The organism is Amycolatopsis sp. NBC_00348 (assembly GCF_036114655.1).
In the GTDB taxonomy this organism is placed as follows: domain Bacteria; phylum Actinomycetota; class Actinomycetes; order Mycobacteriales; family Pseudonocardiaceae; genus Amycolatopsis.
This window is the reverse complement of the sequence record NZ_CP107994.1, coordinates 7,998,223-8,024,471: the sequence shown is the minus strand read 5'-3', so window position 1 is coordinate 8,024,471 and position 26,249 is coordinate 7,998,223. Positions and strand designations below refer to the sequence as shown.

The following is a 26,249-nucleotide window of genomic DNA, read 5'->3' as shown; positions in this document are numbered from 1 at the left end:
ACGGGGGCTGCTCAGCCGGCTTCGGCGACGATCCGGTCTTCGTCGCCGTCGCGCAGTTTCTCGCGCTTCCAGCCGCCAGGCAGCTGAACGTCCTTTTCGGACTGGACGCGCGTGTTGTACAGCGAGAGCGACTCGGGCAGCACGGCGAACCGCAGGTCGGTTTGGCCCTCGAAGCGGGTCCGGCGCAAGTCCAGTTCGCCGGTCGCGCGCACGTCGTGGAAGACCGCGTCCTTGACGAACGTCGCGTCCTTGAAGGTGGTCTTGCCCGCGAAGGTCGTCGCGGTGAAGTCCGCCAGCTCGGCGAACCGGGTGCCGCTGAACCAGGCGTGGCTTTCGAAAACCGCGCCACGGCAACGGAAGTTGCCGATGAGCCGGCCCTTGTCGGTGCCCGCCGCGGTGAAGTACACCCGCCCGGTGAAGCGGCAGCCACTCAGGTTGGTGCTGCTGTGCAGCGCCGCGTACCGCAGCACCATCCCGCCGATCCGGCACCCCGAGAGATCGAGGTATTCGACGACCGCGCCGGTCAGGTCGAGGTCGTAGTCCGGCGCGTCCGCCTGGTCGGCCGCCGGCAGCAGCTCCCGGATCAGCCGCTGCGCGGTCAACCGGACCTGGAGTTCCTGTTCCTGCGCGGGCGTGTCCCGCCTGGCGTCGGGGTCGCGGCGGTCGACGTCCGCCTTGTAGCGCACGTGCTCGAACGGCCGCCGCAGGTACGAGCACAGCACGTCCAGCACCGTCTGCGTGTACGCCGGGCGGCTCCGCGCCAGGCCCGCCAGTGCGTGCAGCGCGCCCACCCGCACCTGGTCGGCCGCGTGGCCGAGCAGCTCGACCGCCTTCGCGAACCGCTCGTCCGCCACCCGCTCGCGGTCCTGCTCCGCACGTTGCGACTCCAGCTCGTGCCGCTGCCGCTCGATGTCCTGGCGGCGTTCCTCGACGCGGCGGCGCCGGTCGTTCAGCCAGAGCGCGTACAGCGCCACGATCGCGCCGCCGGCCAGGCCGCCGGTCTTGAGCGCGTCACTGCGGCTGGTGGCGGGGTCGGTCAGCAACCAGCCGCCGACCCCGAGCAGCAGCACCAGCGACGCGGCGAACGTCCACGCCAGCGGTGATCGCCACAGCTTCACCCGCTCAGGACACCAGCATGGTGCTGACGCAGAAGCCCTTGTCGTCGAAGTTCGTCGCGCTCAGCGTGCCCTTGACCGACTTGCCCGCGGACGTCCCGGTGACCTGGCCCTCGACGAGGTACTCGTCGTCCGGCACGTCGCCGAGCTCCAGCTGCAGCGGCGACTTGAGGAACGTCTTGAGCCACGAGTCGAGCAGGTCCTTCGAGTCCGAGCAGCCCATCGCGATCGCGGCGTTGTTGTCGCCGGCGTTCAGCTTGTCGATGAAGCCCTGCAGCACGACCTTGCCCTGCGCCGAGCCCGAGCCACCGCCCGGCGTCGACGTCTTGGTGCTCGGCGTCGTCGACTTCTTCGGGGTGCTCTTCGGCGTCGACGGCTTGGCCGAGGTGCTCGTGCCCGGGGACGCCACGGTGTTGTCGTCCTTCGAGAGGAAGAACCCGGGCGCCACGAACCCGGTGATGCCCAGGCCCGCCAGCACCAGCACCACGACGGCGCCGACGGCGATCCACATCCCGGTCTTGCTCTGCTTCGGCGGCGCCGGCGGCCCGCCGAAGCCCTGCCCGTAGCCGCCCTGCTGGTCCCAGCCCGACATCTGGCCGCCGGTGTTCGGGTCCCACGCCTGCTGGCCGTACTGCTGGGCGTTCGGGTCCGCCCACGCCTGCTGCTGCTGGGCGCTCGGATCGGCCCAGCCCTGCTGCTGCTGGTTCGGGTCGCCCCAGCCCTGCTGCGGGTAACCGGCGGTGCCCGGCTGCTGGTAGCCCTGCTGGTTCGGGTCCCAGCCCTGCGGGTACTGCTGCGTCGGGTACGGCTGTTGCTGCTGGTTGGGGTCCCACCCGCCCTGCTGGGGATACGGCTGCTGCGGGAAGCCGCCGGACTGCGGCTGCTGGCCGTACGGGTCGGGCTGGCCGGGCTGGCCCGGCTGAGGCGGGTAGGTCATCGGTCATGCCTTCCGGGCGCGGGGTGTTCGTGCGCATCCGACGCCCGGCGGACGCGTGCGGTTCCCCCAGGAGTCGTGAGCAGCATTCTGCAAGCTCGGACGGTACGGCATGAAACCGGCTCCCGGCCGCGACGACGCGAAGTCGTCACGATCCGGGAGCCGGGGTGGTGCGGGTCAGCCGTTGGCGAGGGCCTGGAGCCGGTCGAGGGCGCCGTTGAAGGTGTCCTGGTCGAGCGGGCTCGAGGTGTACTGCCAGACGGTGTAGAAGCCCCAGTTGTAGGGCAGGGCGCCGACCGACGACGCGTACCGCGCGACCCACAGCGGGGCCGTGCTGGAGAAGTCGGCGCTGACGCACTGGTTCCACCAGCTCTGGGACGTGTAGATCACCGGGTACCGGCCGGTCTTGGCGTGGTAGGTGTCGTGGAAGTCGAGGATCCACGACGTCATCGCCGCCTGGCTCAGCCCGTAACAGGTGGCGCCGTACGGGTTGTACTCCATGTCCAGGGCACCGGGCAGGGTCTTGCCGTCCCTCGACCAGCCGCCGCCGTGGGCCAGGAAGTAGTTCGCCTGGGCGGCGCCGCTCGCCGTGTTCGGGGTGGCGAAGTGGTAGGCGCCGCGGAGGAAGCCCTGGTTGAAGGAACCGTTGTACTGCTGGGCGAAGTAGGGGTTGGTGTAGCTCGTGCTTTCGGTGGCCTTGGTCCAGACGAACCGCTTGCCCTGGTTCCACCAGCTCGCCCAGTCGACGTTGCCCTGGTAGCTGGCGACGTCGATGCCGGCCACCGTGGCCAGCACCTGGCCGGGGATGGCCTGAGCGGGTTGCGGCTGCTGCGCCGCCTTCTGCGTGTCCGGCGTCGACTTGTCACCTTCGACGCGCCGGATCTGCGAGCCCATGTCGTGGTTGTGCACGGCGATGTCCGCGTTGATCGCGGTCACCGGGTCGACCTCGGGGGAGATGGTGGCGGCCGTCGCCTGGACCGTGCTGCCGAGCAGGAGCAGCGTGGCGGGGACGGCCAGGGCAGCGAACAGCCGCCCTCTTCGGGAAGTGGACATCGTTGAATCCCTTCACAGATACCCTCGCTGAGGACGGCTTACTGCAGGTAGCCGTCCGAGCACGATTGTTAGCGACGCACCCAGGGTTTGTCACTCAGTTCCGTGAAATTGGGTATACGCGTGGGTGATTTTCTGTGGAAGTCGATCATCAATTGGTGACTGGTTAACACCTATTACCGATGAGCTGCGCCGTTCAGCCGAGCGAACGCGCCCGCAATCGGTCGGCCGGGCACGCCCGGGCCGTTCCGGTAGCCGGCGAACCGCGGTCAGCCGAGCGCCAGGACCCGCAGCCGCTCGGCCGCGCCGTTGAACCAGTTCTGGTCACCGGGCAGCGTCCCCTTGTCGGCGAACTGCCAGATCGTGTGCACGGTCCAGCCGGCCGGGAGCTCGCCGATGTAGGTGTTGTAGCGGGCGATCCAGAGCGGGTTGGCGCCGAAACCGCCGTTGTTCGCCGTGCACCGCTTCCACCAGCTCGTCGACGTGTAGATCGTCGGGTACCGGCCGGTGGCCGCGCGGTAGGTCTCGGAGAAATCGCTGAGCCAGCGGACCATTCCGGCGGCGTCCTTGCCGTAACAGGTTTCGCCGTACGGGTTGTACTCCGCGTCGAGCGCACCCGGCAGCGTCCGGCCGTCGGCCGACCAGCCGCCGCCGTGGGACAGGAAGTACCGGGCCTGTGCCGCGCCGTCGGAGACGTCCGGCCGGGCGAAGTGGTAGGCGCCGCGGATGAGCCCGGCGTCGTAGGACCCGTTGTACTGCTGGGCGAACTGCGGGTTGACGAAGCCGGTGCCCTCGGTCGCCTTGACGTAGACGAACTTCGCGCCCGCCCCCGCCGCGCCGCCCCAGTCGACCGGCCCCTGGTGCCCGCTGACGTCGTGGCCGAGCTGCTGGTCGTCGGCCGCGTACAGCACGTCCGGGAGCGCCTCGATCCCTTCGACCTTGGCGATCTGCGAACCGGCGTAGTGGTCCTCGGCGCCCTCGTACAGGTCGACGGCGGTCGCCGGGGTCTGCCCGGCGACCAGGAACGCGGCGGCGGCGAGGAGCGGCAGCGAACGGCCTCTTTGTGAACGGCCCAGCACCCTCTTGCCCCCCACCAGTCCCGTGAGTCTCATTGAGCCTCACGATGCACCCGTGTCGCCGGATCGGCTACCCGGTGCCACTCGAAAGTGTGAGGGGCTGAAGGGTGACGCCGTCAGCGCTGCTGTTCGTCCGCGAGCGCCTTCACCAGGTGTTCCGCCGGCACGACGGCGGTGATCAGGTCGTGCGGGTTGATCGCGACCGGGTGACCACCCAGCAGGCTGACGATGTCGCGGCCGACGACCGCGCGGGCGTGCGGCCACTCGCGCGGCACCAGGGTCTTGCGCGTGTACGCCGGCACCATGACGCGGCCGTCGGTGTTGTGGAAGCCGATGACCGTGCGCTGCACCGGCGACATCGCGTAGACGAACAGCGTCGAGTCGAGGACGATCTTCGGCAGGTCCGACGGCGGCCGGTGCTCGGTGCGCACGAGCTGCAGCAGGTGCTCGAGGTCGTTCGACGGCTCCGGGAACCCGAGGGCCTTGGGCGAGGGCCGGTAGCGGTCGTTCGGGTGGAAGTCCGCGACGACGTCGCCCGCGGCGTTCACCGGGTACGCGCCGACGACCGCCCACGACGGCACCGGGCCGTTCGGGTCGAAGGCCTCGTCGATGACGTAGAGCCAGCTGTCGGGGTTGGCGCGCGCGTTCGCGCGCATCTCCTCGGTGATCTCGGGGGTGCCGTGCTTGCCGGAGCGCCGGGCCTGCTGGCCACCGCGCCGCGCCGACCGGCTGTGCTTGCCGTGCTTGCCGGGGCGATCCGGTCCGTTTCCGGCTGGCTGCTGCGAAACCATCCGATCTGCCTCGTCCCGCTGCGCCATCGTGATCCCCACGTTCTCGGGTGTGCCGGAAAACTCTTGGTGCGCCACTCTACTGTTTGCCCATGGCCTCTTCGCGTTCGGTCGACCCCGGACAGTTACGTGCGGCGGTGCAGGCGATTTCCCCGTGGCTGCAGGGCGACGGGCCCGACCCGGCCCGCGCGGAGCTCGCCGCCGCCGTCCGGCTCAGCCTGCGCGCGCTGGCGGCCGACGCTCCCGGAAGGACGGTCGAGGTCCGCGTGCCGCCGTTCGCCGCGGTGCAGTGCGTGGACGGACCGCGCCACACCCGCGGCACTCCGCCCAACGTGATCGAGACGGACCCGCGCACCTGGCTGGAACTCGCGACAGGCCGATTGGACTGGACCACTGCGGTGGCCGACGGCCGGGTGTCCGCTTCGGGCACCCGGGCCGACCTCGCGCAGTGGCTCCCGCTCGTCCGCGTCTGACTACGGCTTGCGGCCGACGCCGCCCGCGATGGTGCGCTGCGCGACGTTGAGCTCCTTGAGGCGCGGGCCGTCCGGCCACCAGTCGGCGCACAGGGTCACGCCGGGTTCGACCATCTCGAGGCCGGCGAACAGGGCCTCGATGTCCTTCTGCGTCCGGAACGTGCCCGAGCCCATCGGGCTGTGCACGAAGAAGTCCTCCATGCGGCGCGCGGTCGCGGAGTCTTCGTTCTCCGGGTCGAAGAAGTGGCTGAGCCCGACGAAGGAGCCGGACGGCAGCGCGTCGACGTACTCCCGCATGATCTCCGCCGGCCGGTCGTGGTCGCCCTTGAAGTGGTGCAAGGTGCCCATCTGCAACATGATCAGCGGCTGCGTGAAGTCGATGTGCTCGCGCACGGTCTCGTTCTCGAGGATCCGCGCCGGCTCGAAGATGTCCTCGGCGACGAAGTGGGTGTGCTCGTTCTCCTCGAGCAGTGCCCGGCCGTGGGCGAGCACCACCGGGTCGTTGTCGACGTAGACGACCCGGGTCTCCGGGTTGATCCGCTGGACGACCTGGTGGGTGTTCTCGGCGGTCGGGAGACCGGACCCCAGGTCGAGAATCTGGGTGATACCCGTTTGGCCCGCGAGGAAGCGGCACGCGCGGATGAGGAAACCCCGGTTTTCGAAGGCGAGATCCTGCGCCTCGGGGGCGGCCTGCTGCACCTGCTTCAGGACCTCCCGGTCGATCTCGTAGTTGTCCTTGCCCAGCAGGAACGCGTCGTAGACCCGCGCGATGCTGGCCCGGGTCGGGTCGACTCCAACGGGAACTCGTTCGGTCCGGGTCGCGGCGTCGGGCATCTTGAACCTCGCAAGTTCTGTGTCGAAAGTCTCGTACTCTACGTAGAGTAGGACTACACACGCATGCGGTAAACCGGGTCACCTCTTTGCGCAGGACGGCCCAACGTGTACTTTCGGTAGTCGGGCTAGAGCCCCCTGGTGACTGACGCGCGGAAGGTCCGGGAATGAACGCGGTGAACGCGTCCAGTGCTGAACAGAACATCGGCCCGACGGCGCGCCGGATGATCCTCGGCTCGCAGCTGCGACGACTCCGCGAAGAAGCGGGCATCACGCGGCAGCAGGCCGGCTACAACATCCGCGGGTCCGAATCGAAGATCAGCCGCCTCGAGCTGGGCCGGGTCGGCTTCAAGGAACGCGACGTCACCGACCTCCTCACGATGTACGGCGTCGAGGAGTCCACCGAGCGCCAGACGTTCCTCGACATGGTCAAGCAGTCGAACGAACCAGGCTGGTGGCGCCGCTTCGGCGAGACGATGCCGAACTGGTTCACCGACCTCGTCGGCCTGGAAGAGGCCGCGGCCCGGATCCAGATCTGGGAGCCGCTCTACGTCTCGGGCCTGCTGCAGATCGAGGGGTACGCGCGGGCGATCTTCAGCCACGGCCGGCCGGACATGGCCGACGACCGGGTCGACCAGCTGGTCGCGCTGCGGATGCGGCGGCAGAAGATGTTCAGCAGGCCGGACGCCCCGCGCGTCTGGATGGTGCTCGACGAGTCCGTGCTGCACCGGCCGATCGGCGGCGTCAAGGTCCTGAAGCGGCAGATCGAATACCTGCTCGAGATGAGCGCGCTGCCGCACGTGTCGGTCCAGGTGCTGCCGTACTCGCGCAGCGGGCTGTCCGCGGAGCACGCGTTTTCTCTGATGCGGTTCGGCGAGCCGGAACTGCCGAACATCGCGTACGTCGAATACCTCACCGGCGCGCACTACATCGAGAAGCGCGAAGAGATCGAGAAGTACAGCCGCGCGCTGGACATGCTCGCGGTCGACGCGGAGACGCCCGACCGGAGCCGGTCCATGCTCGCGAAGCGCCGTCAAGAGATCTAGAAGACCCGCGTTCGACGGTATCGACGGTTTCCCGCTGATCGGTGACCCACCGTGGCGACTAGCCCATTGGGGAACGCTTCTCTCGCCCGTTAGGTGAAGTGTGACCAGGTGATCCTTCACTGTGGGAGAACTTTGCAAGAACTTCTGCACGTGCATTTACCGCTGCAGGCACACGTGCTAGCGTGCTTTACGCGGGCAAATGCACATGCATCTGCACCGCCTCAGGTATCCCGTATCGAGAGGTTGGGACCATGGCAGAGCGATTCGAGAACGGCATCCCGGCCGATCGGCTGTCCGGTGCCCAGTGGCGCAAGGCGAGCTACAGCGGCGCCGTCGGCAACTGCGTCGAGGTCGCACCCCTGACCACCGGCGAGATCGCGATGCGCAACTCGCGCTTCCCGACCGGCCCTGCGCTCGTCTACACGCGTGCGGAGATGGCCGCGTTCCTCGCGGGCGCGAAGGACGGTGAGTTCGACGATGTCCTCGGCTGAGGCCCCCGTCGCTCCCGTCTACGACATCGAGACCGGACTGCGGGAACTGGTCGCCCGTGGCTACCAGTTCGTCCACCCCGCCGATGACCGTGGTGAAGTTCTCGCCGTCGTCGGTGTGCGGGTGCACGACAACGTCGTGGACGTGGTCCGGCTCAACGCCGAGGACGACGTGGTGGCGACGCGCATGCCCGGTACCGAAGAGAACATCTTCGAACCCGAGCGGTGGTTGTGGCGCCGCAGCGGTGACGGAGCCCGGGTGCTCACGGAAATCCTCGCGCTGCCGGATGCCTGCTAGCGCACGAAGAACTTCAGGCCCTGTCCGAAGTGGTCAGAACCACGTCGGGCGGGGCCTGACTCATGTCCGGACCGTTTACACTGAAATCGGCCTGACCGCGTCTTCCTGGGAGCACCTCGGTGGTTTCCGACCCACAGCACGTGTCCTCCGACCAGCCCGACCCGGAACCCCGCGAGGAGTGTGGCGTCTTCGGCGTCTGGGCTCCCGGGGAAGAAGTCGCCAAACTGACCTACTACGGCCTCTACGCCCTGCAGCACCGGGGCCAGGAGGCCGCCGGCATCTCCGTCTCCGACGGCTCCCAGATCGTGGTCTTCAAGGACCTCGGCCTGGTCAGCCAGGTCTTCGACGAACAGATCCTGCAGTCGCTGCAGGGCCACATCGCCGTCGGCCACTGCCGGTACTCGACCACCGGCGCCACCATCTGGGAGAACGCGCAGCCGATCTTCCGCACCACCGAGACCGGCAGCGGCCTGTCCTTCGCGCACAACGGCAACCTCGTCAACACGGCGGAGCTGCGTGAACGCACCATCGCCGCGGGCCTCAAGCCGCACGCGGGGCTGACCGGCTCGTCCAGCGACTCGGACCTGATCTGCGGGCTGCTCGCCGCGAACGCCGCCGACAAGGGCATCGAAGGCGCCGCGATGGAGCTGCTGCCCACGCTCAAGGGCGCCTTCTGCCTGGTGTTCGCCGACGAGAACACGCTGTACGCCGCGCGTGACCCGCACGGTGTGCACCCGCTGGTGCTCGGCCGTCTCGAACGCGGCTGGGTCGTCTCCAGCGAGACCGCGGGCCTGGACATCGTCGGCGCGTCGTTCGTCCGCGAGGTCGAGCCGGGCGAGCTGATCGCCATCGACGCCGAAGGCCTGCGCTCGTCGCGGTTCGCCAACCCGGACCCCAAGGGCTGTGTCTTCGAGTACGTCTACCTGGCGCGGCCCGACACCACGATCGCCGGCCGCGGCGTGCACGCCACGCGCGTCGAGATCGGTCGGCGGCTCGCCGGCGAGGAGCCCGTCGAGGCCGACCTGGTGATGCCGGTGCCGGAGTCCGGCACGCCGGCCGCCATCGGCTACGCGCAGGGCTCGGGCATCCCGTACGGCACCGGCCTGGTGAAGAACGCCTACGTCGGGCGCACGTTCATCCAGCCGTCGCAGACCATCCGCCAGCTCGGCATCCGGCTCAAGCTGAACCCGCTGCGCGACGTCATCCGCGGCAAGCGGCTGGTCGTCGTGGACGACTCGATCGTCCGCGGCAACACCCAGCGCGCGCTCGTGCGGATGCTGCGCGAGGCCGGCGCGCTCGAGGTGCACGTCCGCATCGCGTCGCCGCCCGTCCGGTGGCCGTGTTTTTACGGCATCGACTTCGCGTCGCGGGCCGAGCTCGTCGCGAACGGCGTCGACCTCGACGGCATCCGCCGCTCGATCGGCGCGGACTCGCTGGGCTACATCTCGCTCGACGGCCTCGTCGCGGCGACGGAACAGCCGAAGACGCGGCTGTGCACGGCGTGCTTCTCCGGCGAATACCCGATCGCGCTGCCCGACGACGCGCTCATCGGCAAGAACCTGCTGGAGAGCCTCGACGCGGTCAATGGCGCGGCGACCCCGGTCAGCCCGGCCGGGTACGGTGCCGAGGACGCTGTTCGGCGTCCCTAGCCCTCCGGCTAGTCCTTCCAGTTGGGAGTCCTTCTACCGTGAGCGAGTCCACGAGCGCCACGTACGCCGCCGCCGGCGTCAGCATCGACGCCGGCGACCAAGCCGTCGAGCTGCTCAAGCCGCACGCCGAACGGGCCACGCGGCCGGAGGTGCTGGGCGGTGTCGGTGGTTTCGCCGGGCTCTTCTCGCTGAAGCTCGACAAGTGGAAGGAACCGATCCTCGCCTCCTCCACCGACGGCGTCGGCACCAAGATCGCCGTCGCGCAGGCGCTGGACAAGCACGACACCGTCGGCATCGACCTGGTCGCCATGGTCGTCGACGACCTGGTCGTGACCGGCGCCGAGCCGCTGTTCCTGCAGGACTACATCGCCGTCGGCAAGGTGCACCCGGAGAAGATCGCCGCGCTGGTCGGCGGTATCGCCGAGGGCTGCGTCCAGGCCGGCTGCGCGCTGCTCGGCGGCGAGACCGCCGAGCACCCCGGCATGATGGGCGAGCACGACTACGACATGTCGGCCACCGGCGTCGGCGTGGTCGAGGCGTCCGCGCTGCTGTCGCCGGAGAAGGTCCGCCCGGGTGACGTCGTGCTGGCGCTCGGCTCGTCGGGACTGCACTCGAACGGGTACTCCCTGGCCCGGCACGTGCTGCTGGACATCGCGCGGATGCCGCTCGGCGGCCACGTCGAGGAGTTCGGCCGCACGCTCGGCGAGGAATTGCTGGAGCCGACGCGGATCTACGCGAAGGACTGCCTCGCGCTGGCCGCGGAGACCGAGGTCCGGACGTTCGCGCACATCACCGGCGGTGGCCTGGAGGCGAACCTCGCCCGCGTCATGCCGCGCGGCCTGGTCGCCCGGCTCGACCGCGGCACCTGGTCGCCGTCGGCGGTGTTCGCGCTGATCGGCCACCGCGGCCGGGTCGAGCGCGCCGAGCTGGAGAAGACGTTCAACATGGGCGTCGGCATGGTCGCGATCGTCGGGGCCGAGGACGTCGACCGGGCGCTGGCCATGTTGACCGCGCGGCACGTCCCGGCGTGGGTGCTGGGCGACGTCCAGCCCGCGAACGACGTCGACGGCCCGCGCGCGGTGCTTTCGGGCGACCACCCGCGCTTTTAACGGTGTTGATCGAAAAACGGGCTTGATCGCGGCTGTCACACTGGTGACATGGCAGCCGGAGACGTGGTGATCGGCTCCCGGTTCACGATCCCGGGAGCCGAGCTCAACGAACGCTTCTCGCGGTCGTCCGGCCCGGGCGGCCAGGGCGTGAACACGACCGATTCGCGGGTCGAGCTGTCGTTCGACGTCGCCGCGTCGCCGTCGATCCCCGAGCACCTGCGGGACCGCGTGCTGGCCGGGCTCGAGGGCCGGCTGGTCGACGGCGTCCTGACGATCGCCGCCAGCGAACACCGCTCCCAGCTGCAGAACCGTGAAGCCGCGCGCGGCCGCCTGGCCAACCTGCTGCGCGACGCGTCGGCCCCGCCGCCCGCCAAGCGGCGCCCCACGAAGCCGTCACGCGGTTCGAAGGAGCGCCGCCTGGCGTCGAAGAAGCGCCGGAGCGACGTGAAGCGCGGCCGCTCCGGCCGCTTGAACGACTGAGCGGCTAGCTCAGCGAGAGGTGCACGCACTCCCCGGCCGGCTGGTAGCCGACCCGGGCGTAGACGTTCCCGATCCCCAGGTCACCGGGGGTGAGGAACGCCGTGTGCGCGCCGGACTCGTGTGCTTCGCGGGTGAGCCGGGCGGTGATCGCCGCCGCGATCCCGCGGCCGCGGTACGGCTCGAGCACGGCGATGCCGGCGACCTCGGTGGTGCCGTCGACGATCGCTAGCGCGAGCCCGCCGCCGAGGACCGCGCCGGTGGCGATGTCCTCCGCCAGGAGGTGCCGCACCCCGGCCTCGATGCCGGACCGCAGGCGTTCGACCTCCTTGTCGGGCACCTCCGGCGACTCGCCGAACGCCGTGTTCTGCGCCGACCGCAGCCGCCGGATGTCGTCAGCGGACTCCGGCGCGCGCAGCCGGACCCCCGCCGGGACCGGTTTGTCGACCCGCTCGGCGGGCGCGCAGGTCATCAACGGCACCTGCCGTTCGAGCTGGTAACCGGCCTCGACCAGGAGTTTCTCCAGGTCCGGGGCGATGTCGGTGAAGTACTCCAGCCGCGGGAGCAGGCCCCGCCGCCGGTACGCCGTGGTCAGCGCGTCGATCTCGGCCGCCGACGGCCGCGCGCCGTCGTCCGGGATCGCGTAGTTGAGCATCGGGTGGTCGTTGTCCGGCGAGTAGGTGGCCAGGAACGGCCCGACCTGCTCGGTCTCCCGGCCGCGGGGCGCCGTCTTGCGGACATACGTCTGGATAGCGGACATTGCTGGTGGAAGCCCTTTCGAGAGCACGACGAGGAACCGCAGCTCAGTGCGGGTGGATCGCTGGGCGTCAGGCCTAGCGGAGGCCGACGCCGGAGACGGCGCCAGGCATAGGCGTTCATTCCTCGAGTCGAAAGGGCTCTTCGGAGCCAGTGTCGCACGGCTCGCAACCCGGTTACTGCCGGTCGGGGTGGGCGATGGCGGCGTACCGCGCGTCCCAGACCGACCGCGGGACCCGCATGGTGAGCGTCGGGGCTTCGCAGACCGTGCGGCGCTGCTGCGTCGGGATGACCACCGGCGGTGGCGGCGGCGGGTCCAGTGAGCGCCAAACGCGCCTGCTCAGGGCCGCGCCGAGCGTCGCGCCGGCGGTGTTGAGCAGGACGTCGTCGGTGGACGTCACCCGGCCGGTGTGGATCAGATATTGCGTACCTTCCACCAGCACGGAGGCGAGCAGGGCGACCAGCGCGATCCGGAGGAGGGTGCGCAGGCCGCGCAGCCGCAGCGGGAGCAGCGCGCCGAGCGGGCAGAGCAGCAGGACGTTGCCGATCACCTGCCACAGCGAGCCGTCGTCGCCGAACGCGGCGGTGATGTCAGCGCCCGGGACGAGGTCGAGCGTGCTCTGGCCGGAGCCGCCGACAGGCATCGTGACCAGGCACAACACCAGGAAAGCGACCAGGACGGCGGCGCTGTCGACGCCGGCGGTCGCGCTCGCGTACCGGGCCGGGAGTCTTCGCCGCCGTCGAGCCGCGAGCAGTGGCCACCCGAGCAGCGCGTACGGCAGCGCGATGGCCGAAACCGGAATCATCCCCCAGAAGGCGCGCAGCAGGGTTTCCATGCGCCTCCCTCCTTGAGCACCCAAAGATCGTCTGTGCGCTGGAAACGGCCCTCCCAAGATCACCTTCGCATCACAAGATCGTCTCGGCATGCTGAGGGAGGCGCACTATTCGGTGATCTTTCCGGTGGCGCGACGGAACTTTCCGTGGTTCGGTCGGGAGGCGCACTGTCCACAGTGGATGCTGTGGACAACCCTGTGGATGAATCGGGGGATGCTTCGTAAACCCCTTGATTCACAACGGAAACTCTCAGGGGGTGCCTGTGTACTACTTTTCGCCGGCCAGCTCGCGAGCGCGCTCGATCAGGCCCTGCAGATGCAGGCCGCGGCGGACGTCGCAGGGGTGGGCCGTGGTGCCGCTGGCGATCATCGCCGCGAAGTCGTCCAGCAACGCCGTGTAGGACTCCGCCGCCGAACCGGGCTTGCGCCCGAGCGTGCGGTAGCCGTGCTGACCCCAGACGGCGACCTCGACGACGGTCGGCTGCACCGGCAGCCGCAGGGCCAGCGTGGCCGTGCTGACCACGTTGTTCTCGTGGGCCAGCATCAGCTGCCACGTGTCGCCGGGGCTCCGCCGCGCGGCGACGACGTCGGTGATCGGCCCGAGCGCGGCGTCCAGCAGGTCGAGGGCGTGCGGGCCGATGTCGAACAGCGCGCCGCCGTCGTCCTGACGCCACTCCGAGGCCGCGTACTGGCCGCCGAGCAGGGCGCCGGACAGCCAGCGCGCGCCGCCACCGGCCCAGCCGCCCGCCTGGGCGAGCCCGGCGAGCCACTCCTGGGTCTGCGCCGAGTACCGCAGGGTCAGCACGACGAGGGCGGCGACGTCGGCGGCCGCGACCGCGTCGGCCAGCCGCTGCGCGCCGGCCAGGTCGGCGGCGATCGGCTTCTCGAGGATCAGGTGCTTCCCGGCTTCGGCCGCGCGGACGCCCAGCTCGGCCTGAATCGACGGCGGGACGGCGAACGCCACGGCGTCCACCTGCGCGAACAGGTCTTCGATGCTCTCGGCGGCGGTCGCGCAGTGGGTGTCCGCAAGCGCTTGCGCCGCCTCCGGCCGCCGGGCCCAGACCGCGGTCAGCGCCGTGCCGGGGTGATCCGCCAGGCCGGGCGCGTGAACCGTCGTGGCCCACGGGCCGGCGCCGACGAGGCCGACCCGCAGCTGTCCCTCCGCGATGCGCTGTCCCACGGGCCGCAGTCTAGGTGTGGTCGGCGTCGCGCCGGAACCGCACCTGCGACGGCGGCCGTCCTGGCTAAAGTGCCTGCATGATCACCCTGCCGTCCCGCATCGCCGCGGTCTGCCTGCTCCTCCTGGCCACCTGCCTCGCCGGGGCCGCGCCCGCGTCGGCGACGGGCACGGACGGCACCTGCCCGGCCGGTGGCGGCGTCACGGTGGTCGTGGACTTCGGCGACCTGGCGCCGCAGCCGCTGATCCGCTGCGCCCCGGGCACCCCCGCGACGGGCATCGCGGCGCTGCAGGGCGCCGGGATCGACGTCGCGGGCTCGCAGAAGTACGGCCTCGCCATCGCCTGCCGGATCGACGGCAAGCCGGGCCCGGACGTCGAGTCGTGCGCGGGCATGCCGTCGGCGACGGCGTACTGGAGCTACTGGCACGCCGCGGCCGGCGGCAAGTGGGAGTCGAGCCAGGAAGGCGCCCAGACGTCGAAGCCGGCGGCCGACGGGTTCGAGGGCTGGTCGTTCGCCCGGCCGAAGACGGCCAACGACCTGCCGACGCCGCCTCGGGTGGCGCCGGTCCGCCAGGCCGTTTCGACCCCGTCCCCGGCGCCCGCGGCCACCAGCAGTTCCTTCCCGTGGGGCGTGGTCATCGCCATCGCGGCGATCCTGCTGATCGGTGGCGCGGCCTGGGTCGCCGCACGACGTCGCCGGACGTGACCAGCCGGGCGCTGCACCCCGGCGCGTGGTGGGTCTGGGCGCTCGCGCTGGCCGTCGCGGCCAGCCGGACGACGAACCCGCTGCTGCTGGGCCTGCTCATCGCGGTCATCGGCTTCGTCGTCGCGAACCGGCGGAGTGACGCGCCGTGGGCGCTGGCGTTCCGGCTGTACGCCTACGTCGGCGCGGTGATCGTCGCGACGCGGGTGCTGTTCCGGATCCTGATCGGCGGCGAGGACGGCGGGCACATCCTGTTCACGCTGCCGCGGATCCCGCTGCCGGCTTTCGCGGCCGGGGTGTCGCTGCTCGGCTCGACGTCGGCGGAGGAACTGCTCGGCGGCTTCTACGACGGCCTCCGGCTGGCGACGATGGTGCTCTGCGTCGGCGCGGCGAACGCGTTGGCCAACCCGAAACGCCTGCTCAAGGCCGTGCCGGGGGCGTTGTACGAGGTCGGTACGGCCGTGACGGTGGCGCTCACGGTGGCGCCGCAACTGGTCGAGAGCGTTCAGCGCGTCCGGCGGGCCCGGCGGCTGCGGGCGGGGCGGACTCGCGGGCTGCGGGCGGTCAAGGGCATCGTGGTGCCGGTGCTGGAGGACGCGATGAACCGCTCGCTGCTGCTGGCGGCGGCGATGGACTCGCGCGGCTACGGCCGCCGCGCGTACCTGAGCGCCGGCGTGCGCGCGACGATCGCCGGCTGCGTGCTCGGCGGGCTGGTCGGCGTGTGCGTCGGCGTCTACGGCGTGCTCGACGGGACGTCGTCGTGGCTGGGCGTGCCGCTGCTGGCCCTCGGGCTGGTCGTGGCCGCGGCCGGGTTCGTGCTGGGCGGGCGGCGCATCCGGCGGACGGCCTACCGGCCGGACCCGTGGCGCCGGCCGGAGACGCTGGTCGTCGCGTCCGGCGTCGGGGCGTGCGCGCTGCTGTTCTTCTCCGCGCGGGTCGATCCGGGGAACCTCTACCCGTCGCTGAGCCCGCTGAGCTGGCCCGAGGTGTCGTTGCTGCCGGCGTTGTCGTTGCTGCTCGGGGCGCTGCCCGCGTTCGTCGCACCCCGCCCGCCGTCGTTGTCGGAGGTGGTCCGGTGATCGAGTTTTCGCAGGTCACGGTGACCTACCCGGACGCCGCGCGGCCGGTGCTGTCCGACGTCTCGCTGCTGGTCGAGGAGGGCGAGCTGTGCCTGGTCGCCGGGCCGACCGGCGTCGGCAAGTCGACTTTCCTCGGCGCGATCAACGGGCTCGTCCCGCACTTCACCGGCGGGCGGCTGGCCGGGCGGGTGCTGGTCGACGGCTTGGACACGTCGTCTCACCCGCCGCGCGAGCTGGCCGCGGTGGTCGGCGTCGTCGGTCAGGACCCGCTGGCCGGCTTCGTGACCGACACGGTCGAGGAGGAACTGGCGTACGCGATGGAGCAGCTGGCGGTGGCGCCGGACGTCATGCGCAAGCGCGTCGAGGAAACCCTGGACCTGCTGGGCATCGCCGAGCTGCGCCACCGTCCACTTCGGACGCTCTCGGGCGGGCAGCAGCAGCGCGTCGCGATCGGCTCGGTCCTGACGGCGCACCCGCGGGTCCTGGTGCTCGACGAACCGACGTCGGCGCTGGACCCCACGGCGGCCGAGGAGGTCCTCGCGGCGATCACGCGGCTGGTGCACGACCTCGGGACCACGGTGGTCGTCGCGGAGCACCGCATGGAGCGCGTCGTCCAGTACGCCGACCGGCTGCTGTACCTGCCGGGCGACGGCTCGGTGCGGTCCGGGCCGCCGGCGGAGATCCTGGCGACGGCGGAGATCGCGCCGCCGATCGTCGAGCTGGGGCGGCTCGCGGGCTGGTCGCCGTTGCCGCTGTCGGTGCGGGACGCGCGGCGGGTCGCGGGGCCGCTGCGCTCGCGTCTCCAGTCACATCGTCCGAAATTGTCGGTGGTGGGTCGTACCCTCTCGGTGACCGGTCGAGCACTGGATGTTAGAGGGGTGGTGGTCCGCTACGGAGATGTCCTGGCGGTGCGTGGGGTGGACCTGCGCGTCGGGCCGGGGGAAATCGTCACGCTGATGGGACGCAACGGCTCCGGCAAGTCGTCGCTTCTCTGGGCGGTGCAGGGCAGCGGTCCGCGGTCGGCGGGGAAGGTCGACGTCGGCGGCGTGGACCCCGCGTCGCTCAAGCCGAGAGCGGCCCGTCAGCGTGTGGGGCTGGTCCCGCAGTCACCCGCCGATCTGCTGTACCTGGATTCGGTCGACGCCGAGTGCGCACAGGCCGACACCGAATCCGGCGCCACAGCAGGCACGGCGAGGTCCCTGCTGGACCGCCTGGCCCCCGCGATCGCCGGTGAAGCGCACCCCGGCGACCTGTCCGAAGGGCAGCGACTGGCGTTGGTGCTGGCCGTCCAGCTGGCGGCGGCACCCCCGGTGGTCCTGCTGGACGAGCCGACGCGCGGCCTCGACTACCACGCCAAACGGCGCTTCGCGGCGATCCTGCGAGAGCTGGCCTCGCAGGGCAACGCGATAGTGCTGGCCACCCACGACGTCGAGTTCGTGGCATCGGTGGCCCACCGCGTGGTGGTCATGGCCGAGGGCGAGGTGGTAGCGGACGGCCCGACGAAGGACGTCATCGTCGCGTCCCCGGCCTTCGCGCCCCAGGTGGCGAAGGTGCTGGCGCCGCAGGAGTGGCTGACGGTGGACGAAGTAGCGGAAGCCCTGTCATGACGTCCGCCGTTCGACTTCGCTCGCCTGCTGCGCCCTCGCGCACCTTTGCGCCGCCGTTCGGCCCGCGGGCCGGTGTCGGTGGGCGGGCGCGCTCCTGTGCGACTTCGTGTGGGTGGCCGCGCGTCGACCCGGCGCTGTGCCTGAACGCACCGGGAGCTGCTTGGCGCACCTTTGCACCGCCGGTCGGCTCGCGACCCGGTGTCGGTGGGCGGGCGCGGTCCTGCGCGACTTCGTGTGGGCGGCCGTGCGTCGACCCCGCGCGGCGCTTGAACGCGCCGAGAGCTGCTTGGCGCACCTTTGCGGCGCCGTGCGGCTTGCGAGCCGGTGTCGGTGGGCGGGCGTGGTCCCGCGCGACTTCGTGCGAGGTGCTGACGTGACCGGCTTCCTCGACCCGCCGCCCCGGGCCATCCGCCTCCGGCCGCGTCCTGCGCTGGTGCTCACCGTCGCGGCGGTCCTCGGCCTCGTCATGTTCTGCTGGCCGCTCTTCGCGCACCCCGCGCCCAGTGTGTCCGCGCACACCGCCGATGCGCCGTTCGTCTTCATGGCGACCCTGCCCGTGCTGATCCTCGTCGTGCTGGCCGAACTGTCGCGTGGCGGAATCGATGCGAAAGCGCTTGCGCTGCTCGGCGTCCTGTCCGCGGTGAACGCCGGGCTGCGGCCGCTCGGGGCCGGGACCGGGGGGATCGAGCTGGTGTTCTTCCTGCTCGTGCTCGCCGGGCGGGTGTTCGGGCCCGGGTTCGGGTTCGTGCTCGGCTCGACGTCGCTGTTCACCTCGGCGCTGCTGACCGCGGGCGTCGGGCCGTGGCTGCCGTTCCAGATGCTCGCGTCGTCGCTCATCGGGCTCGGCGCCGGGCTGCTGCCGCGCGCCCGCGGGAAGGCGGAGATCGCGCTGCTCGTGGCGTACGGCGTCGTCGCGGCCTACCTCTTCGGGCTGCTGATGAGCCTGTGGTCGTGGCCGTTCCTGGCCGGGTCGTCGCTCGGCGGCACCACCGCGGGCCTCGGCTACGTGCCCGGCGCGCCGCTGCTGGACAACCTGCACCGGTTCGCCGTCTTCACCGTCCTGACCTCGACGCTCGGCTGGGACACCGGCCGCGCGATCACCAACGCCGTCGCGATCCTCGTGCTGGGGCCGGCCGTCCTGGCCGTCCTGCGCCGCGCGTCGCGGCGGGCGGCCTTCGACGCGCCCGTGATCTTCGATCAGGAGCGCGTCAACCCGTCGTAGATGTCGACGAGCTCAGCCAGCTTCGCCGCGTCCGGGACGTGACTGGTGTCCAGGTCGACGACGTGAAAGTGGTTTCCCGGCGTGGCGGCGTCGGCCTCGCGGATCATGCGGTCCTGCAGTTCCAGGGGGATGATCCGGTCGCGCAGGTGCCGGACGTAGACGCGGGGCACGCGGCCCCACCTCGCGCGGTCGCCGCGGGCCGGGGTGGCGCCCTTGCCGAGGAGGTCGTCGGGGGCCATGGCGTTGAGGAACGCGTAGAACTCGGCGTCCGTGCCGTTGGCGACGAACGCTTCCTTGGCCTTCGCGAGCAGCGCGCGGTTCGCCGTGCGCCAGTTGAACCGGACCGCGCCGATCACCGACGGGTCGGCCGCGGCGAAGCCCAGCAGATCGCCGACGCGGGTCTCGGCCGCCTCCGGGGTGGCCATGTACTCGTCCGGGGTCTCGAGGTCGACGCAGCAGAACGCCGTGTCGTAGACGAGCAGGTCGATCAGGTCCGGCACGGCGTCGGCGACCAGGCTGATCGCCGCGCCGCCGATGCTGGCGCCGACCAGGACCACCGGGCCGTGCGCCGCCGCGCGGCGGACGACCTCGACCGTGGCCGCCACCTGGTCGGCGAGCGTGACGCCGGCCAGCGCCGACGGCTCCGTCGCGAACGCCGCCAGGTCCTGGGGTGCCTGGTAGGAGAGCCGGAACTGCTGCCCCGGCTGGTCGACGCCGACGCCGCGGTGCCCGCGCAGGACCAGCTCGTTCGGGGCGGCCGACACGCCGTTGGCGCCCGCGGCGAAGACGAAGGTGGTCACGCCGCGACGGCGTCGCGTGGTGGCGTCCGCGGGCGAAGCACCCGCGAAAGCGGGCGCCAGGGCGGCGGAAGCGGCGAGGGCAGCACGGCGGCTCAGCTCAGGCATGCCTGACAGTCAAGCGAGCCCGGCCGCCCGGCCCAAGACGACAAAGTCGCCGCACGGACCACCGAAAGTGGATCGTGCGGCGACGAAGGTCGGTCAGCCGTAGGAGTAGAAGCCGCGGCCGGTCTTCTTGCCCAGCAGGCCCGCGTCCACCATGCGCAGCAGCAGCGGCGGGGACGAGTACAGCGGCTCCTTGAACTCCGCGTACATCGAGTCCGCGATCGCCTTGATGGTGTCCAGGCCGATCAGGTCCGACAGCCGCAGCGGGCCCATCGGGTGAGCCGTGCCCAGCTCCATGCCGCGGTCGATGTCCTCCGCCGAGGCGAAGCCCGATTCGATCATCCGGATCGCCGACAGCAGGTACGGGACCAGTAGCGAGTTCACGATGAACCCGGCGCGGTCCTGGGACCGGATGACCGTCTTGCCCAGGGCCGTCGTCGCGTGGTCCTCCGCGCGGCGGGCCGTCTCCTCGCTCGTCAGCAGCGAGGGCACCAGCTCGACCAGCGGCAGCACCGGGACCGGGTTGAAGAAGTGGATGCCGACCACCTGCTGGGGGCGGTTCGTCGCCATGCCCAGCTTCATGATCGGGATCGAGGACGTGTTGGACGCGAACAGCGCGTCCTCCGCCTCGACGATCTTGTCGAGCTGGCGGAAGACGTCGACCTTCGCCTGTTCCTGCTCGAGGATCGCTTCGATGACCAGTTCGCGGTCGGCGAACTCGGCGATGTCCGTGGTGAAGCGCAGCCGGCCGAGGGCCGCGTCGGCGTCCTCGGTGGAGAGCTTGCCGTTCTTGACGCCGCGCTGGAGCGACTTCTCGATGCGCGCCTTGCCCGCGTCGAGCGCCGGCTGGTTCACCTCGGTGACCACGACGTCCAATCCGGACCGCGCGTGCACCTCGGCGATGCCGGAACCCATCAGTCCCGCCCCGACGACTCCAACCCGACTTACCACCGGCTCACTCCTTCATCCGCTACGCAGCCCACAGGTTTTTGGGCAGCACGCAGCGCGCGAGGGCGGTCGCCGGGTTGTGCCCAGCTACGCCCTCGCGCGGTTACGCGTGCTCAACGACGGTACTCGTCGTACCCGTCGTCGTACGGATCTTGATCATTGCTATCGGGCTCCTCATAGTGACCACTAGAGGAACCAGTCGACAGCTCGCGCTGCAAAGCATCGAAGTCGGTTTCGTGCGAGCTGTACTTGAGCTCGCGCGCCACCTTCGTCTGCTTGGCCTTAGCCCGGCCGCGCCCCATGGCTCGACCCCCTCGCACAGGGGCGGGGCGGCCGGGGGAATCGGCGGCCCCGCATCGTCTCGACAATTCTTTCCTGCTGACACCGTACCGTGTCCGGGGGGTTCGATGCGACGTGGCACGGTGTGCCGGTGGTGACAGTGTCCGCCGGACACCGGTTACCGGCCGGTCGGTGACGATCGGCGCAGGTCGGCGTGCCACGATCTACTCGTGCTCCGTCCCTTCGTGGCCTATCTGCGGGTGTACGAACCCCTGCTCGCCTTGGGCGAGCCGCCCGACGATCGGCTGCGCGCGGCCGTCGCGGCGGCCAAGCTGGGGCGGACCGACGCGGGTGCCCGCGAGCAGGCCATGTGGCTCAAGTCACAGGTCGCCGCGCCCCGCCGGTTGCTGCCCGCCGAGCTCGCCAACGGCAAGGCCGCGCCCAGCCTGCAGACCGACGTCCTGGTGCTCGATCCGGCCGACGTGCCGGCCGCCCAGCGCGTGCACGGCCCGTTCGTCTGCCCGCTGGAGCTGCGCGCCCGCTCGGCCGCCGCGCTGGTGACCTTCCTCGGCGACGCGCACCCGGCGCTGAAGAACGTCATCCTCGACGAAGCCGGCTTCACCCAGGACGCGATCCGCGCCCGCACGAAGTCCGCGCTGTCGGACCTCAGCACCTCCGCCGCGCACACGCTGTCGACCACCTGGACCGTTCCGCTGCCGTGGTTCGTGCTGGTCGACCCGGAGGAGCGCAAGCTCGTGCTGGGCTCCGGCCGCGACGACCCGAAGCGCGAACTGTCCTGGCGGAGCACCCTCGCCGACGCCCAGCACCGGGCGCGCGAGGCCGGTGACCTGCTGGAACAGACCTTCGGCGACTCCGGGCCGGGCCGGGTGCTGTTCGAGACGCGGCGCTGGCTCGACAACTTCCACGCGGACTCGATCGTCGAGCTCGACTACGGCGGCCTCGTGCAGCTGTTCGCGGACCCCATCCTCGAAGCCGACACCACCGCCGACGAGGTCCACGACATCCTGGACGCGCTGCGCTCCGGAAACGTCGAGGAGCTCGCCGAGCTGTTCTCCGACCTGCGGGAGTTCTGGGGCGACCTGGCCTCGCGGGAACGCGCGAACTAGCTAGCCGCGCAGCCCCGGCACCCGGATCTCGCCGACCGGGCGACCGCCGCCGAGCACCGAGCCGTGGGCGAGCTCGTCGAGGCCGGAGACGTCCACGCCGAGGAACCGCAGCGCTTCGACGGCCAGCGGCGCGCAGGCCCGCTTCGCGCCGTCGTCGATCTTCAACGCCACCGCGAACCCGTCCGGCAGCGCGAAGGCCTGGACGCCCTCGGCGCCGCCCTTCGAGACGAGACCGTCCACGGCGGACATCAGCTCGGTGTCCTCGCGCCCGGTGCCGGCGACCAGCCACGGGTGGGCGCGCATCGCGTCGGCCACCGTCCGTTCGGGACCGTCGGCGGCGCTGCCGACCCGGCCGAACGCGCGGGCCAGCCCGGTCAGGGAGAACGCGAGGAGCGGCGCGCCACAGCCGTCGACGCCGGTGTGCGCGACCGGCTCGCCGGTCAGGTCGGTGACGGCGGCGGCGATCGCCTGCTGCAGCGGGTGGTCCGGCGCCTCGTAGCCCGCGGTCGGCCAGCCGGCCCGGACGCAGGTGGTGAGCATGCCGGTGTGCTTGCCGGAGCAGTTCATCATCACGCGCCGCGGCTCGGCGGCGTCGCGCATGCTCGGCACGTGCAGCGGGAAGTCGGCCGGGCACGCGAGGTCGTCCTCGGTCAGGCCCGCCGCCTGCAGCAGTTCCAGCACGCCCTTGACGTGCCGGGGCTCGCCGGAGTGGGACGCGCAGGCCAGCGCCAGGTCCTCGCCGGTGAAGTCCAGCCCGGACCGCAGCATCCCGACGGCCTGCAACGGCTTGTTCGACGAACGCGGGAAGACCGGCGAGGTGACGTCGCCGAGAGCCAGCCTGACGTCGCCCTCAGGGCCCGTCACCACGAGCGCGCCACGGTGGACGCTTTCGACGAAATCGGAACGGACGACCTCGGCCAGGACAGGGTTGGTCACTGAACCTCATTCTGGTTAGCACGGCGCTGCGGTGCCGCAGCCCGGCTGCCAGCGGTGACCTTCGCGCCGGGCGACGGCTGAATGAGGTTCACTGAGCCTCGTGCCCGCCTTCGCTCTCGAGCAGCTCGTCCACTGTGGCCGAACCTTGCTGGTAGCGCTGGGCGATCTCCGCGTTCAGGGTGTCCATGACGTTCTGGACCTCGCGCCGGAACGACGACACCGAAACCTCTTCGCTGGCGTAGGTGTCCAAAGCGGAGGCGAGCTTGTCGTCCGTCAGGGAACCGACGTCGGTCAGGTCGGTGTCGCCGATCAGCGCCTCGGCGTGCCGGCGGTGCTCGCCGGCGCGTGAGGGTTCCAGCTGCTGGTGCCGCCCGGAGCCCGCGGCCGGGCCCAGCGCGTTGTCGGCGAGGATCGTGGCCAGCTGGTCGACGATGCTGGACTCGCCGCCGGAGCTGCGCCGGGTCTGCTCGGCGCGGACGATGTCGATCCGGGCGTGCAGCAGCCTGCGCAAGTAGGAAAGATCGGTCTCTTCTTGGGCGGCTTCGTCGCGCCGCTCGCGGAGCACCTTCAACGGCAGGTCACCCAAGCCGCTGAGGTATCCCGGGCCGAGCACGCGGTCGATCCGCCGCCTGCCGCCGGGCCGCACTTCGATCACAGCGCAGTTTATCCCGGTTGGGCGTGATCCTGCTGTCAGGGGTTTTCGATCAGCCACGAAGTTGCGCCGCCGCGGCCCGCCCGGGCGCCGGGAGCTCCGACGGCACGGAGTCGGGGTCGATCGCCGCCTGGACGAGCTCGTCTTCGGAGCCGGTCAGCAGCTCGGCCCCCACCGGCGTCGACCGCTTGACCAGGGCCAGCGCGATCGGGCCGAGCTCGTGGTGCTGGATCACCGTGCCGACGCGGCCGACCGTGCGGCCGTCGAGCAGCACCGGGTCGCCGGGCTCCGGCCGGATCTCGGGGGAACCGTCCAGGTGGAGCAGCAGCAGGTTGCGCGGCGGACGGCCGACGTTGTGCACCTTCGACACCGTCTCCTGGCCGCGATAGCAGCCCTTCGCGACGTGCGCGGCCGAACCGACCCAGCCCACCTCGTGCGGGATCGTGCGATCGTCGGTGTCGACGCCCAGCCGCGGCCGCAGCGACTCGACGCGCAAGGCGTCGAACACCCAGCTCCCGGCCGCGCGGGCGCCGGCGTCGGTGAGCTTCTTCCACCAGCCGGCGAGCTCGGCGCGTGGCACCGCGAGGTCGACGCTGAACCGCCCGGGCCACGGCATCCGCCGCGCGAAACCGCCACCGGGCAGCGCCACGACTGCGTACGGCTCCGGCCCGACCTCGGCGCCGACCGCGCTCAGCACGCGTTCGCTGTCCGGGCCGAGCACGGTGAGCAGGGCCAGCTCGTCGGTCGCGTCGCGGATGTCCACCTTGGACCAGAACTTCATGGCTTCGAGGTATTCGCGCAGCGTCTGGGGGCCGCCCTTCGGCAGCGCGCTGGTCACGCGCGGCTCCGGGTCGCCGTCGAGCCAGACGGTGCCGTCGAGGTGCGCGAGCACCATGTGCGTTTCGACACGGCCTTGGCTGTCGAGCACCAGCGCCTCGGTGCCGGACCCCTCGGCGAGCTCGGTCACGTGCTGCGAGATCACCAGGTGCAGCCACGACAGCCGCTCCTCGCCGGTCACGGCCAGGACTTCGCGGTGTGACCGATCGATCACGACGACGCCGCGCGTCGCGGTGCGCTGCTCCGCGAAGGGGTCTCCCCAGTGCCAGGGGACGCCGGCTTCGGGGTGGTCGTCGGGCGGGGGGATGGATCCGGGCACGTCCAGCAGCGGCGAGCGGTACGGCATACCGCCCAGCCTAGGTGAGTACGGTGTGGGAATGCGCGTGCTCGTCTTCCTCGACGGAACCCTGGCCGACCCGGACACCGCCCAGATCAAGGTGGACGACCTCGGATTGACCCGCGGCGACGGCGTCTTCGAGACGATCCTCGTGGTCGGCGGCAAGCCCCGCGAACTGCGGCCGCACCTGGAGCGGCTGGCGCGGTCGGCGGCCATGCTCGACCTGCCGGAGCCCGATCTCGCGGCCTGGGAACGAGTCGTCTCGCTCGTGCTCGAACACTGGACCGGCAGCCCCGAAATGGTGCTGAAACTGGTGTACACCAGGGGTTCCGACGGCGATCCCGCCGCGGTGCCGACCGGTTTCGCGCTGGGTTCGGAGGTCGCGCCGTCGATCCTGAAGGCGCGCGCCGAGGGTGTCGCCGCGGTCACCCTGGAACGCGGTTTCCCGCCGGACCTCGCCGAGCGCGCGCCGTGGCTGCTGCTGGGCGCGAAGCCGTTGTCGTACGCCATGAACATGGCCGCGTTGCGCGAAGCCCGCCGCCGCGGCGCCGAAGATGTGATTTTCACCGCCGCCGACGGCTCGGTGTTCGAAGGCCCGACGTCGACCGTGGTGCTGGCGAAGGGGCGGACGCTCTTCACGCCGCCGTCGAGCGTCGGCATTCTGCCGGGTACCACCCAGGCCGCGCTGTTCCGCGGCGCGGAGCAGGCCGGCTGGGCGGTCAAGGTGGAGCCGCTGCGTGTGGCCGACCTGGTGGCGGGGGACGGCGTGTTCATGGCTTCGTCGGTCCGCAAGCTGACGCGCGTCCACACGCTGGACGGTGTGCGGCTGCCCGACTCGTCGGCGGTGTACGCGGAGCTGGTGGCGGCCTACGAGGCCGAGTACGCCTGAGCGATCCGCACGACCGCGGGCGCGATCTCCTCGGCTCGGTAGGCGGCGATCTTGTGGTGGCCGTCGAGGATCAGCTCGCGCTCGCCGTCGGCGAGGACCACGGCGACCGGGCGGTGGCCGGTGCGGATCGCGGTCCGGTAGTAGCCGACGCGCGCCTCGTCGGACGGCGGCCAGGTGTCGGTCGGGGTGAGGGACACCTCGTCCGGCAGGCGTTCCGGGCCGCTGACGCGGTAGTCGCCGTCGACGAGCAGGTCGAGCACGGGGCCGAGCGTGGTGGCCAGCGGACGCCGCAGCTGCCCGGTGGCGAGCGCGATCCGCAACGCCTGGGGCAGCTCCGCCCGCGCGCGCACGTTCACGTCCAGGAAACCCGTGCCACCGCTGATCGTCACCTGTTCCACAGCTATCTGGACGGGTGGCGCCGCGACATGGTTCCGGGCGCTACCCGGACGGGTGCACCGGGTGATCCGGGTCTCACCCGCGTGGCGGTACAGACCTTTCACGTCACCCAGAAGCGCACCCGAGCACGCCCTCCACCCCACCGAAAGCCGTGAAGGCCTCCTTCCCGGCCATAAGAGCCGGGAAGGAGGCCTTCACGGCTTTTCCAGACACCGGTGGCGCGGTTGGGGCAGC

29 protein-coding genes are annotated in these 26,249 nt (G+C 71.2%); 13 read left to right on the top strand and 16 right to left on the bottom strand.

All coding sequences use genetic code 11. The annotated features are described in order from the left end of the window. Positions 1–11 precede the first annotated feature (11 nt). The 5 genes from OHS58_RS35500 to OHS58_RS35480 form a co-directional block, all read right to left on the bottom strand. The gene (locus tag OHS58_RS35500) at positions 12–1,118 is read right to left on the bottom strand and encodes a pentapeptide repeat-containing protein (protein WP_326945158.1); all 1,107 of its coding nucleotides are present in this window, start codon (positions 1,116–1,118) and stop codon (positions 12–14) included. Positions 1,119–1,122: 4 nt separating this feature from the next. After that, positions 1,123–2,052 (bottom strand): hypothetical protein, encoded by a 930-nt coding sequence (locus tag OHS58_RS35495; protein WP_328645368.1) that lies wholly within the window; start codon positions 2,050–2,052, stop codon positions 1,123–1,125. A 174-nt stretch (positions 2,053–2,226) separates the two neighbouring features. Next, on the bottom strand, positions 2,227–3,102 hold the full coding sequence (locus OHS58_RS35490) for a lysozyme (RefSeq protein WP_326945156.1): 876 nt from the start codon (positions 3,100–3,102) through the stop codon (positions 2,227–2,229). 266 nt (positions 3,103–3,368) lie between these two features. Next, positions 3,369–4,211 carry a lysozyme gene (locus tag OHS58_RS35485; protein ID WP_328645367.1) on the bottom strand — a complete coding sequence of 281 codons (843 nt, stop codon included), beginning with the start codon at positions 4,209–4,211 and terminating at the stop codon, positions 3,369–3,371. An 80-nt stretch (positions 4,212–4,291) separates the two neighbouring features. Further along, positions 4,292–4,999 (bottom strand): type VII secretion system-associated protein, encoded by a 708-nt coding sequence (locus OHS58_RS35480; RefSeq protein WP_247063795.1) that lies wholly within the window; start codon positions 4,997–4,999, stop codon positions 4,292–4,294. A 56-nt stretch (positions 5,000–5,055) separates the two neighbouring features. Between OHS58_RS35480 and OHS58_RS35475 the strand changes: the two genes are divergently transcribed. Then, a complete protein-coding gene (locus OHS58_RS35475; RefSeq protein WP_326945154.1) occupies positions 5,056–5,436 on the top strand; it encodes a sterol carrier family protein in 381 nt (126 codons plus the stop codon). On the opposite strand, the gene OHS58_RS35470 is transcribed toward OHS58_RS35475, so the two are convergent. Continuing rightward, positions 5,437–6,270 (bottom strand): SAM-dependent methyltransferase, encoded by an 834-nt coding sequence (locus OHS58_RS35470; RefSeq protein WP_326945153.1) that lies wholly within the window; start codon positions 6,268–6,270, stop codon positions 5,437–5,439. Positions 6,271–6,434: 164 nt separating this feature from the next. On the opposite strand from OHS58_RS35470, the gene OHS58_RS35465 reads away from it, so the two are divergent. The 6 genes from OHS58_RS35465 to arfB all read left to right on the top strand — a co-directional run bounded on the left by OHS58_RS35465 (position 6,435) and on the right by arfB (position 11,337). Further along, on the top strand, positions 6,435–7,313 hold the full coding sequence (locus tag OHS58_RS35465; protein ID WP_326945152.1) for a helix-turn-helix domain-containing protein: 879 nt from the start codon (positions 6,435–6,437) through the stop codon (positions 7,311–7,313). 251 nt (positions 7,314–7,564) lie between these two features. Continuing rightward, a complete protein-coding gene (locus OHS58_RS35460) occupies positions 7,565–7,804 on the top strand; it encodes a DUF397 domain-containing protein (protein WP_247059172.1) in 240 nt (79 codons plus the stop codon). Beyond that, positions 7,791–8,099: a hypothetical protein gene (locus OHS58_RS35455; RefSeq protein WP_328645366.1), complete on the top strand. Its 309-nt coding sequence runs from the start codon at positions 7,791–7,793 to the stop codon at positions 8,097–8,099. Before OHS58_RS35460 ends, OHS58_RS35455 begins: the two co-directional genes overlap by 14 nt. Before the next feature lie 119 nt (positions 8,100–8,218). Then, positions 8,219–9,748, top strand: coding sequence for an amidophosphoribosyltransferase (purF, locus tag OHS58_RS35450; RefSeq protein ID WP_326945151.1), 1,530 nt, complete (start codon positions 8,219–8,221; stop codon positions 9,746–9,748). Between the two features lie 38 nt (positions 9,749–9,786). Further along, complete coding sequence (gene purM, locus OHS58_RS35445) at positions 9,787–10,857, top strand: phosphoribosylformylglycinamidine cyclo-ligase (protein ID WP_328645365.1); 1,071 nt, start codon at positions 9,787–9,789, stop codon at positions 10,855–10,857. A 48-nt stretch (positions 10,858–10,905) separates the two neighbouring features. Next, the gene (gene arfB / locus OHS58_RS35440; protein ID WP_247059164.1) at positions 10,906–11,337 is read left to right on the top strand and encodes an alternative ribosome rescue aminoacyl-tRNA hydrolase ArfB; all 432 of its coding nucleotides are present in this window, start codon (positions 10,906–10,908) and stop codon (positions 11,335–11,337) included. A 4-nt stretch (positions 11,338–11,341) separates the two neighbouring features. Here arfB and OHS58_RS35435 read toward each other — a convergent pair whose 3' ends face one another. The 3 genes from OHS58_RS35435 to OHS58_RS35425 all read right to left on the bottom strand — a co-directional run bounded on the left by OHS58_RS35435 (position 11,342) and on the right by OHS58_RS35425 (position 14,103). Further along, the gene (locus tag OHS58_RS35435) at positions 11,342–12,094 is read right to left on the bottom strand and encodes a GNAT family N-acetyltransferase (RefSeq protein ID WP_328645364.1); all 753 of its coding nucleotides are present in this window, start codon (positions 12,092–12,094) and stop codon (positions 11,342–11,344) included. 172 nt (positions 12,095–12,266) lie between these two features. Then, entirely contained in the window at positions 12,267–12,926 is a 660-nt protein-coding gene (locus OHS58_RS35430; RefSeq protein WP_328645363.1) for a VanZ family protein, read from the bottom strand. 265 nt (positions 12,927–13,191) lie between these two features. Then, a complete protein-coding gene (locus OHS58_RS35425; protein ID WP_328645362.1) occupies positions 13,192–14,103 on the bottom strand; it encodes a Gfo/Idh/MocA family protein in 912 nt (303 codons plus the stop codon). A gap of 77 nt (positions 14,104–14,180) precedes the next feature. Between OHS58_RS35425 and OHS58_RS35420 the strand changes: the two genes are divergently transcribed. The 4 genes from OHS58_RS35420 to OHS58_RS35405 all read left to right on the top strand — a co-directional run bounded on the left by OHS58_RS35420 (position 14,181) and on the right by OHS58_RS35405 (position 18,712). After that, positions 14,181–14,807, top strand: coding sequence for a hypothetical protein (locus OHS58_RS35420; RefSeq protein ID WP_328645361.1), 627 nt, complete (start codon positions 14,181–14,183; stop codon positions 14,805–14,807). Next, the gene (locus OHS58_RS35415; RefSeq protein WP_328645360.1) at positions 14,804–15,883 is read left to right on the top strand and encodes a CbiQ family ECF transporter T component; all 1,080 of its coding nucleotides are present in this window, start codon (positions 14,804–14,806) and stop codon (positions 15,881–15,883) included. Before OHS58_RS35420 ends, OHS58_RS35415 begins: the two co-directional genes overlap by 4 nt. Continuing rightward, a complete protein-coding gene (locus OHS58_RS35410; RefSeq protein ID WP_328645359.1) occupies positions 15,880–17,490 on the top strand; it encodes an ABC transporter ATP-binding protein in 1,611 nt (536 codons plus the stop codon). The genes OHS58_RS35415 and OHS58_RS35410 overlap by 4 nt, the downstream gene beginning before the upstream one ends. 373 nt (positions 17,491–17,863) lie before the next feature. After that, positions 17,864–18,712 carry an ECF transporter S component gene (locus tag OHS58_RS35405; protein ID WP_328645358.1) on the top strand — a complete coding sequence of 283 codons (849 nt, stop codon included), beginning with the start codon at positions 17,864–17,866 and terminating at the stop codon, positions 18,710–18,712. On the opposite strand, the gene OHS58_RS35400 is transcribed toward OHS58_RS35405, so the two are convergent. The 3 genes from OHS58_RS35400 to OHS58_RS35390 all read right to left on the bottom strand — a co-directional run bounded on the left by OHS58_RS35400 (position 18,688) and on the right by OHS58_RS35390 (position 20,864). Continuing rightward, positions 18,688–19,617, bottom strand: coding sequence for an alpha/beta hydrolase (locus OHS58_RS35400; RefSeq protein WP_328645357.1), 930 nt, complete (start codon positions 19,615–19,617; stop codon positions 18,688–18,690). The genes OHS58_RS35405 and OHS58_RS35400 overlap by 25 nt on opposite strands. A gap of 93 nt (positions 19,618–19,710) precedes the next feature. Continuing rightward, positions 19,711–20,565 carry a 3-hydroxybutyryl-CoA dehydrogenase gene (locus tag OHS58_RS35395; RefSeq protein WP_256475830.1) on the bottom strand — a complete coding sequence of 285 codons (855 nt, stop codon included), beginning with the start codon at positions 20,563–20,565 and terminating at the stop codon, positions 19,711–19,713. Between the two features lie 110 nt (positions 20,566–20,675). After that, positions 20,676–20,864 carry a DUF3073 domain-containing protein gene (locus tag OHS58_RS35390; RefSeq protein WP_247059144.1) on the bottom strand — a complete coding sequence of 63 codons (189 nt, stop codon included), beginning with the start codon at positions 20,862–20,864 and terminating at the stop codon, positions 20,676–20,678. Between the two features lie 207 nt (positions 20,865–21,071). Here OHS58_RS35390 and OHS58_RS35385 point away from each other — a divergent pair, with 207 nt between their 5' ends. Beyond that, positions 21,072–21,968, top strand: a complete 897-nt coding sequence (locus OHS58_RS35385; protein WP_247059142.1) for a hypothetical protein — start codon at positions 21,072–21,074, stop codon at positions 21,966–21,968. On the opposite strand, the gene OHS58_RS35380 is transcribed toward OHS58_RS35385, so the two are convergent. The 3 genes from OHS58_RS35380 to ygfZ form a co-directional block, all read right to left on the bottom strand. Then, a complete protein-coding gene (locus OHS58_RS35380; protein ID WP_328645356.1) occupies positions 21,969–22,904 on the bottom strand; it encodes an asparaginase in 936 nt (311 codons plus the stop codon). An 88-nt stretch (positions 22,905–22,992) separates the two neighbouring features. Further along, the gene (locus OHS58_RS35375; RefSeq protein WP_326956655.1) at positions 22,993–23,559 is read right to left on the bottom strand and encodes an RsiG family protein; all 567 of its coding nucleotides are present in this window, start codon (positions 23,557–23,559) and stop codon (positions 22,993–22,995) included. Positions 23,560–23,608: 49 nt separating this feature from the next. Then, positions 23,609–24,739 carry a CAF17-like 4Fe-4S cluster assembly/insertion protein YgfZ gene (gene ygfZ, locus OHS58_RS35370; protein WP_326945138.1) on the bottom strand — a complete coding sequence of 377 codons (1,131 nt, stop codon included), beginning with the start codon at positions 24,737–24,739 and terminating at the stop codon, positions 23,609–23,611. A gap of 31 nt (positions 24,740–24,770) precedes the next feature. Here ygfZ and OHS58_RS35365 point away from each other — a divergent pair, with 31 nt between their 5' ends. Continuing rightward, positions 24,771–25,619 carry an aminodeoxychorismate lyase gene (locus OHS58_RS35365; RefSeq protein WP_328645355.1) on the top strand — a complete coding sequence of 283 codons (849 nt, stop codon included), beginning with the start codon at positions 24,771–24,773 and terminating at the stop codon, positions 25,617–25,619. On the opposite strand, the gene OHS58_RS35360 is transcribed toward OHS58_RS35365, so the two are convergent. Continuing rightward, positions 25,598–26,017, bottom strand: coding sequence for a hypothetical protein (locus OHS58_RS35360; RefSeq protein ID WP_326956658.1), 420 nt, complete (start codon positions 26,015–26,017; stop codon positions 25,598–25,600). The two genes, OHS58_RS35365 and OHS58_RS35360, sit on opposite strands and share 22 nt — an antisense overlap. Positions 26,018–26,249 lie beyond the last annotated feature (232 nt).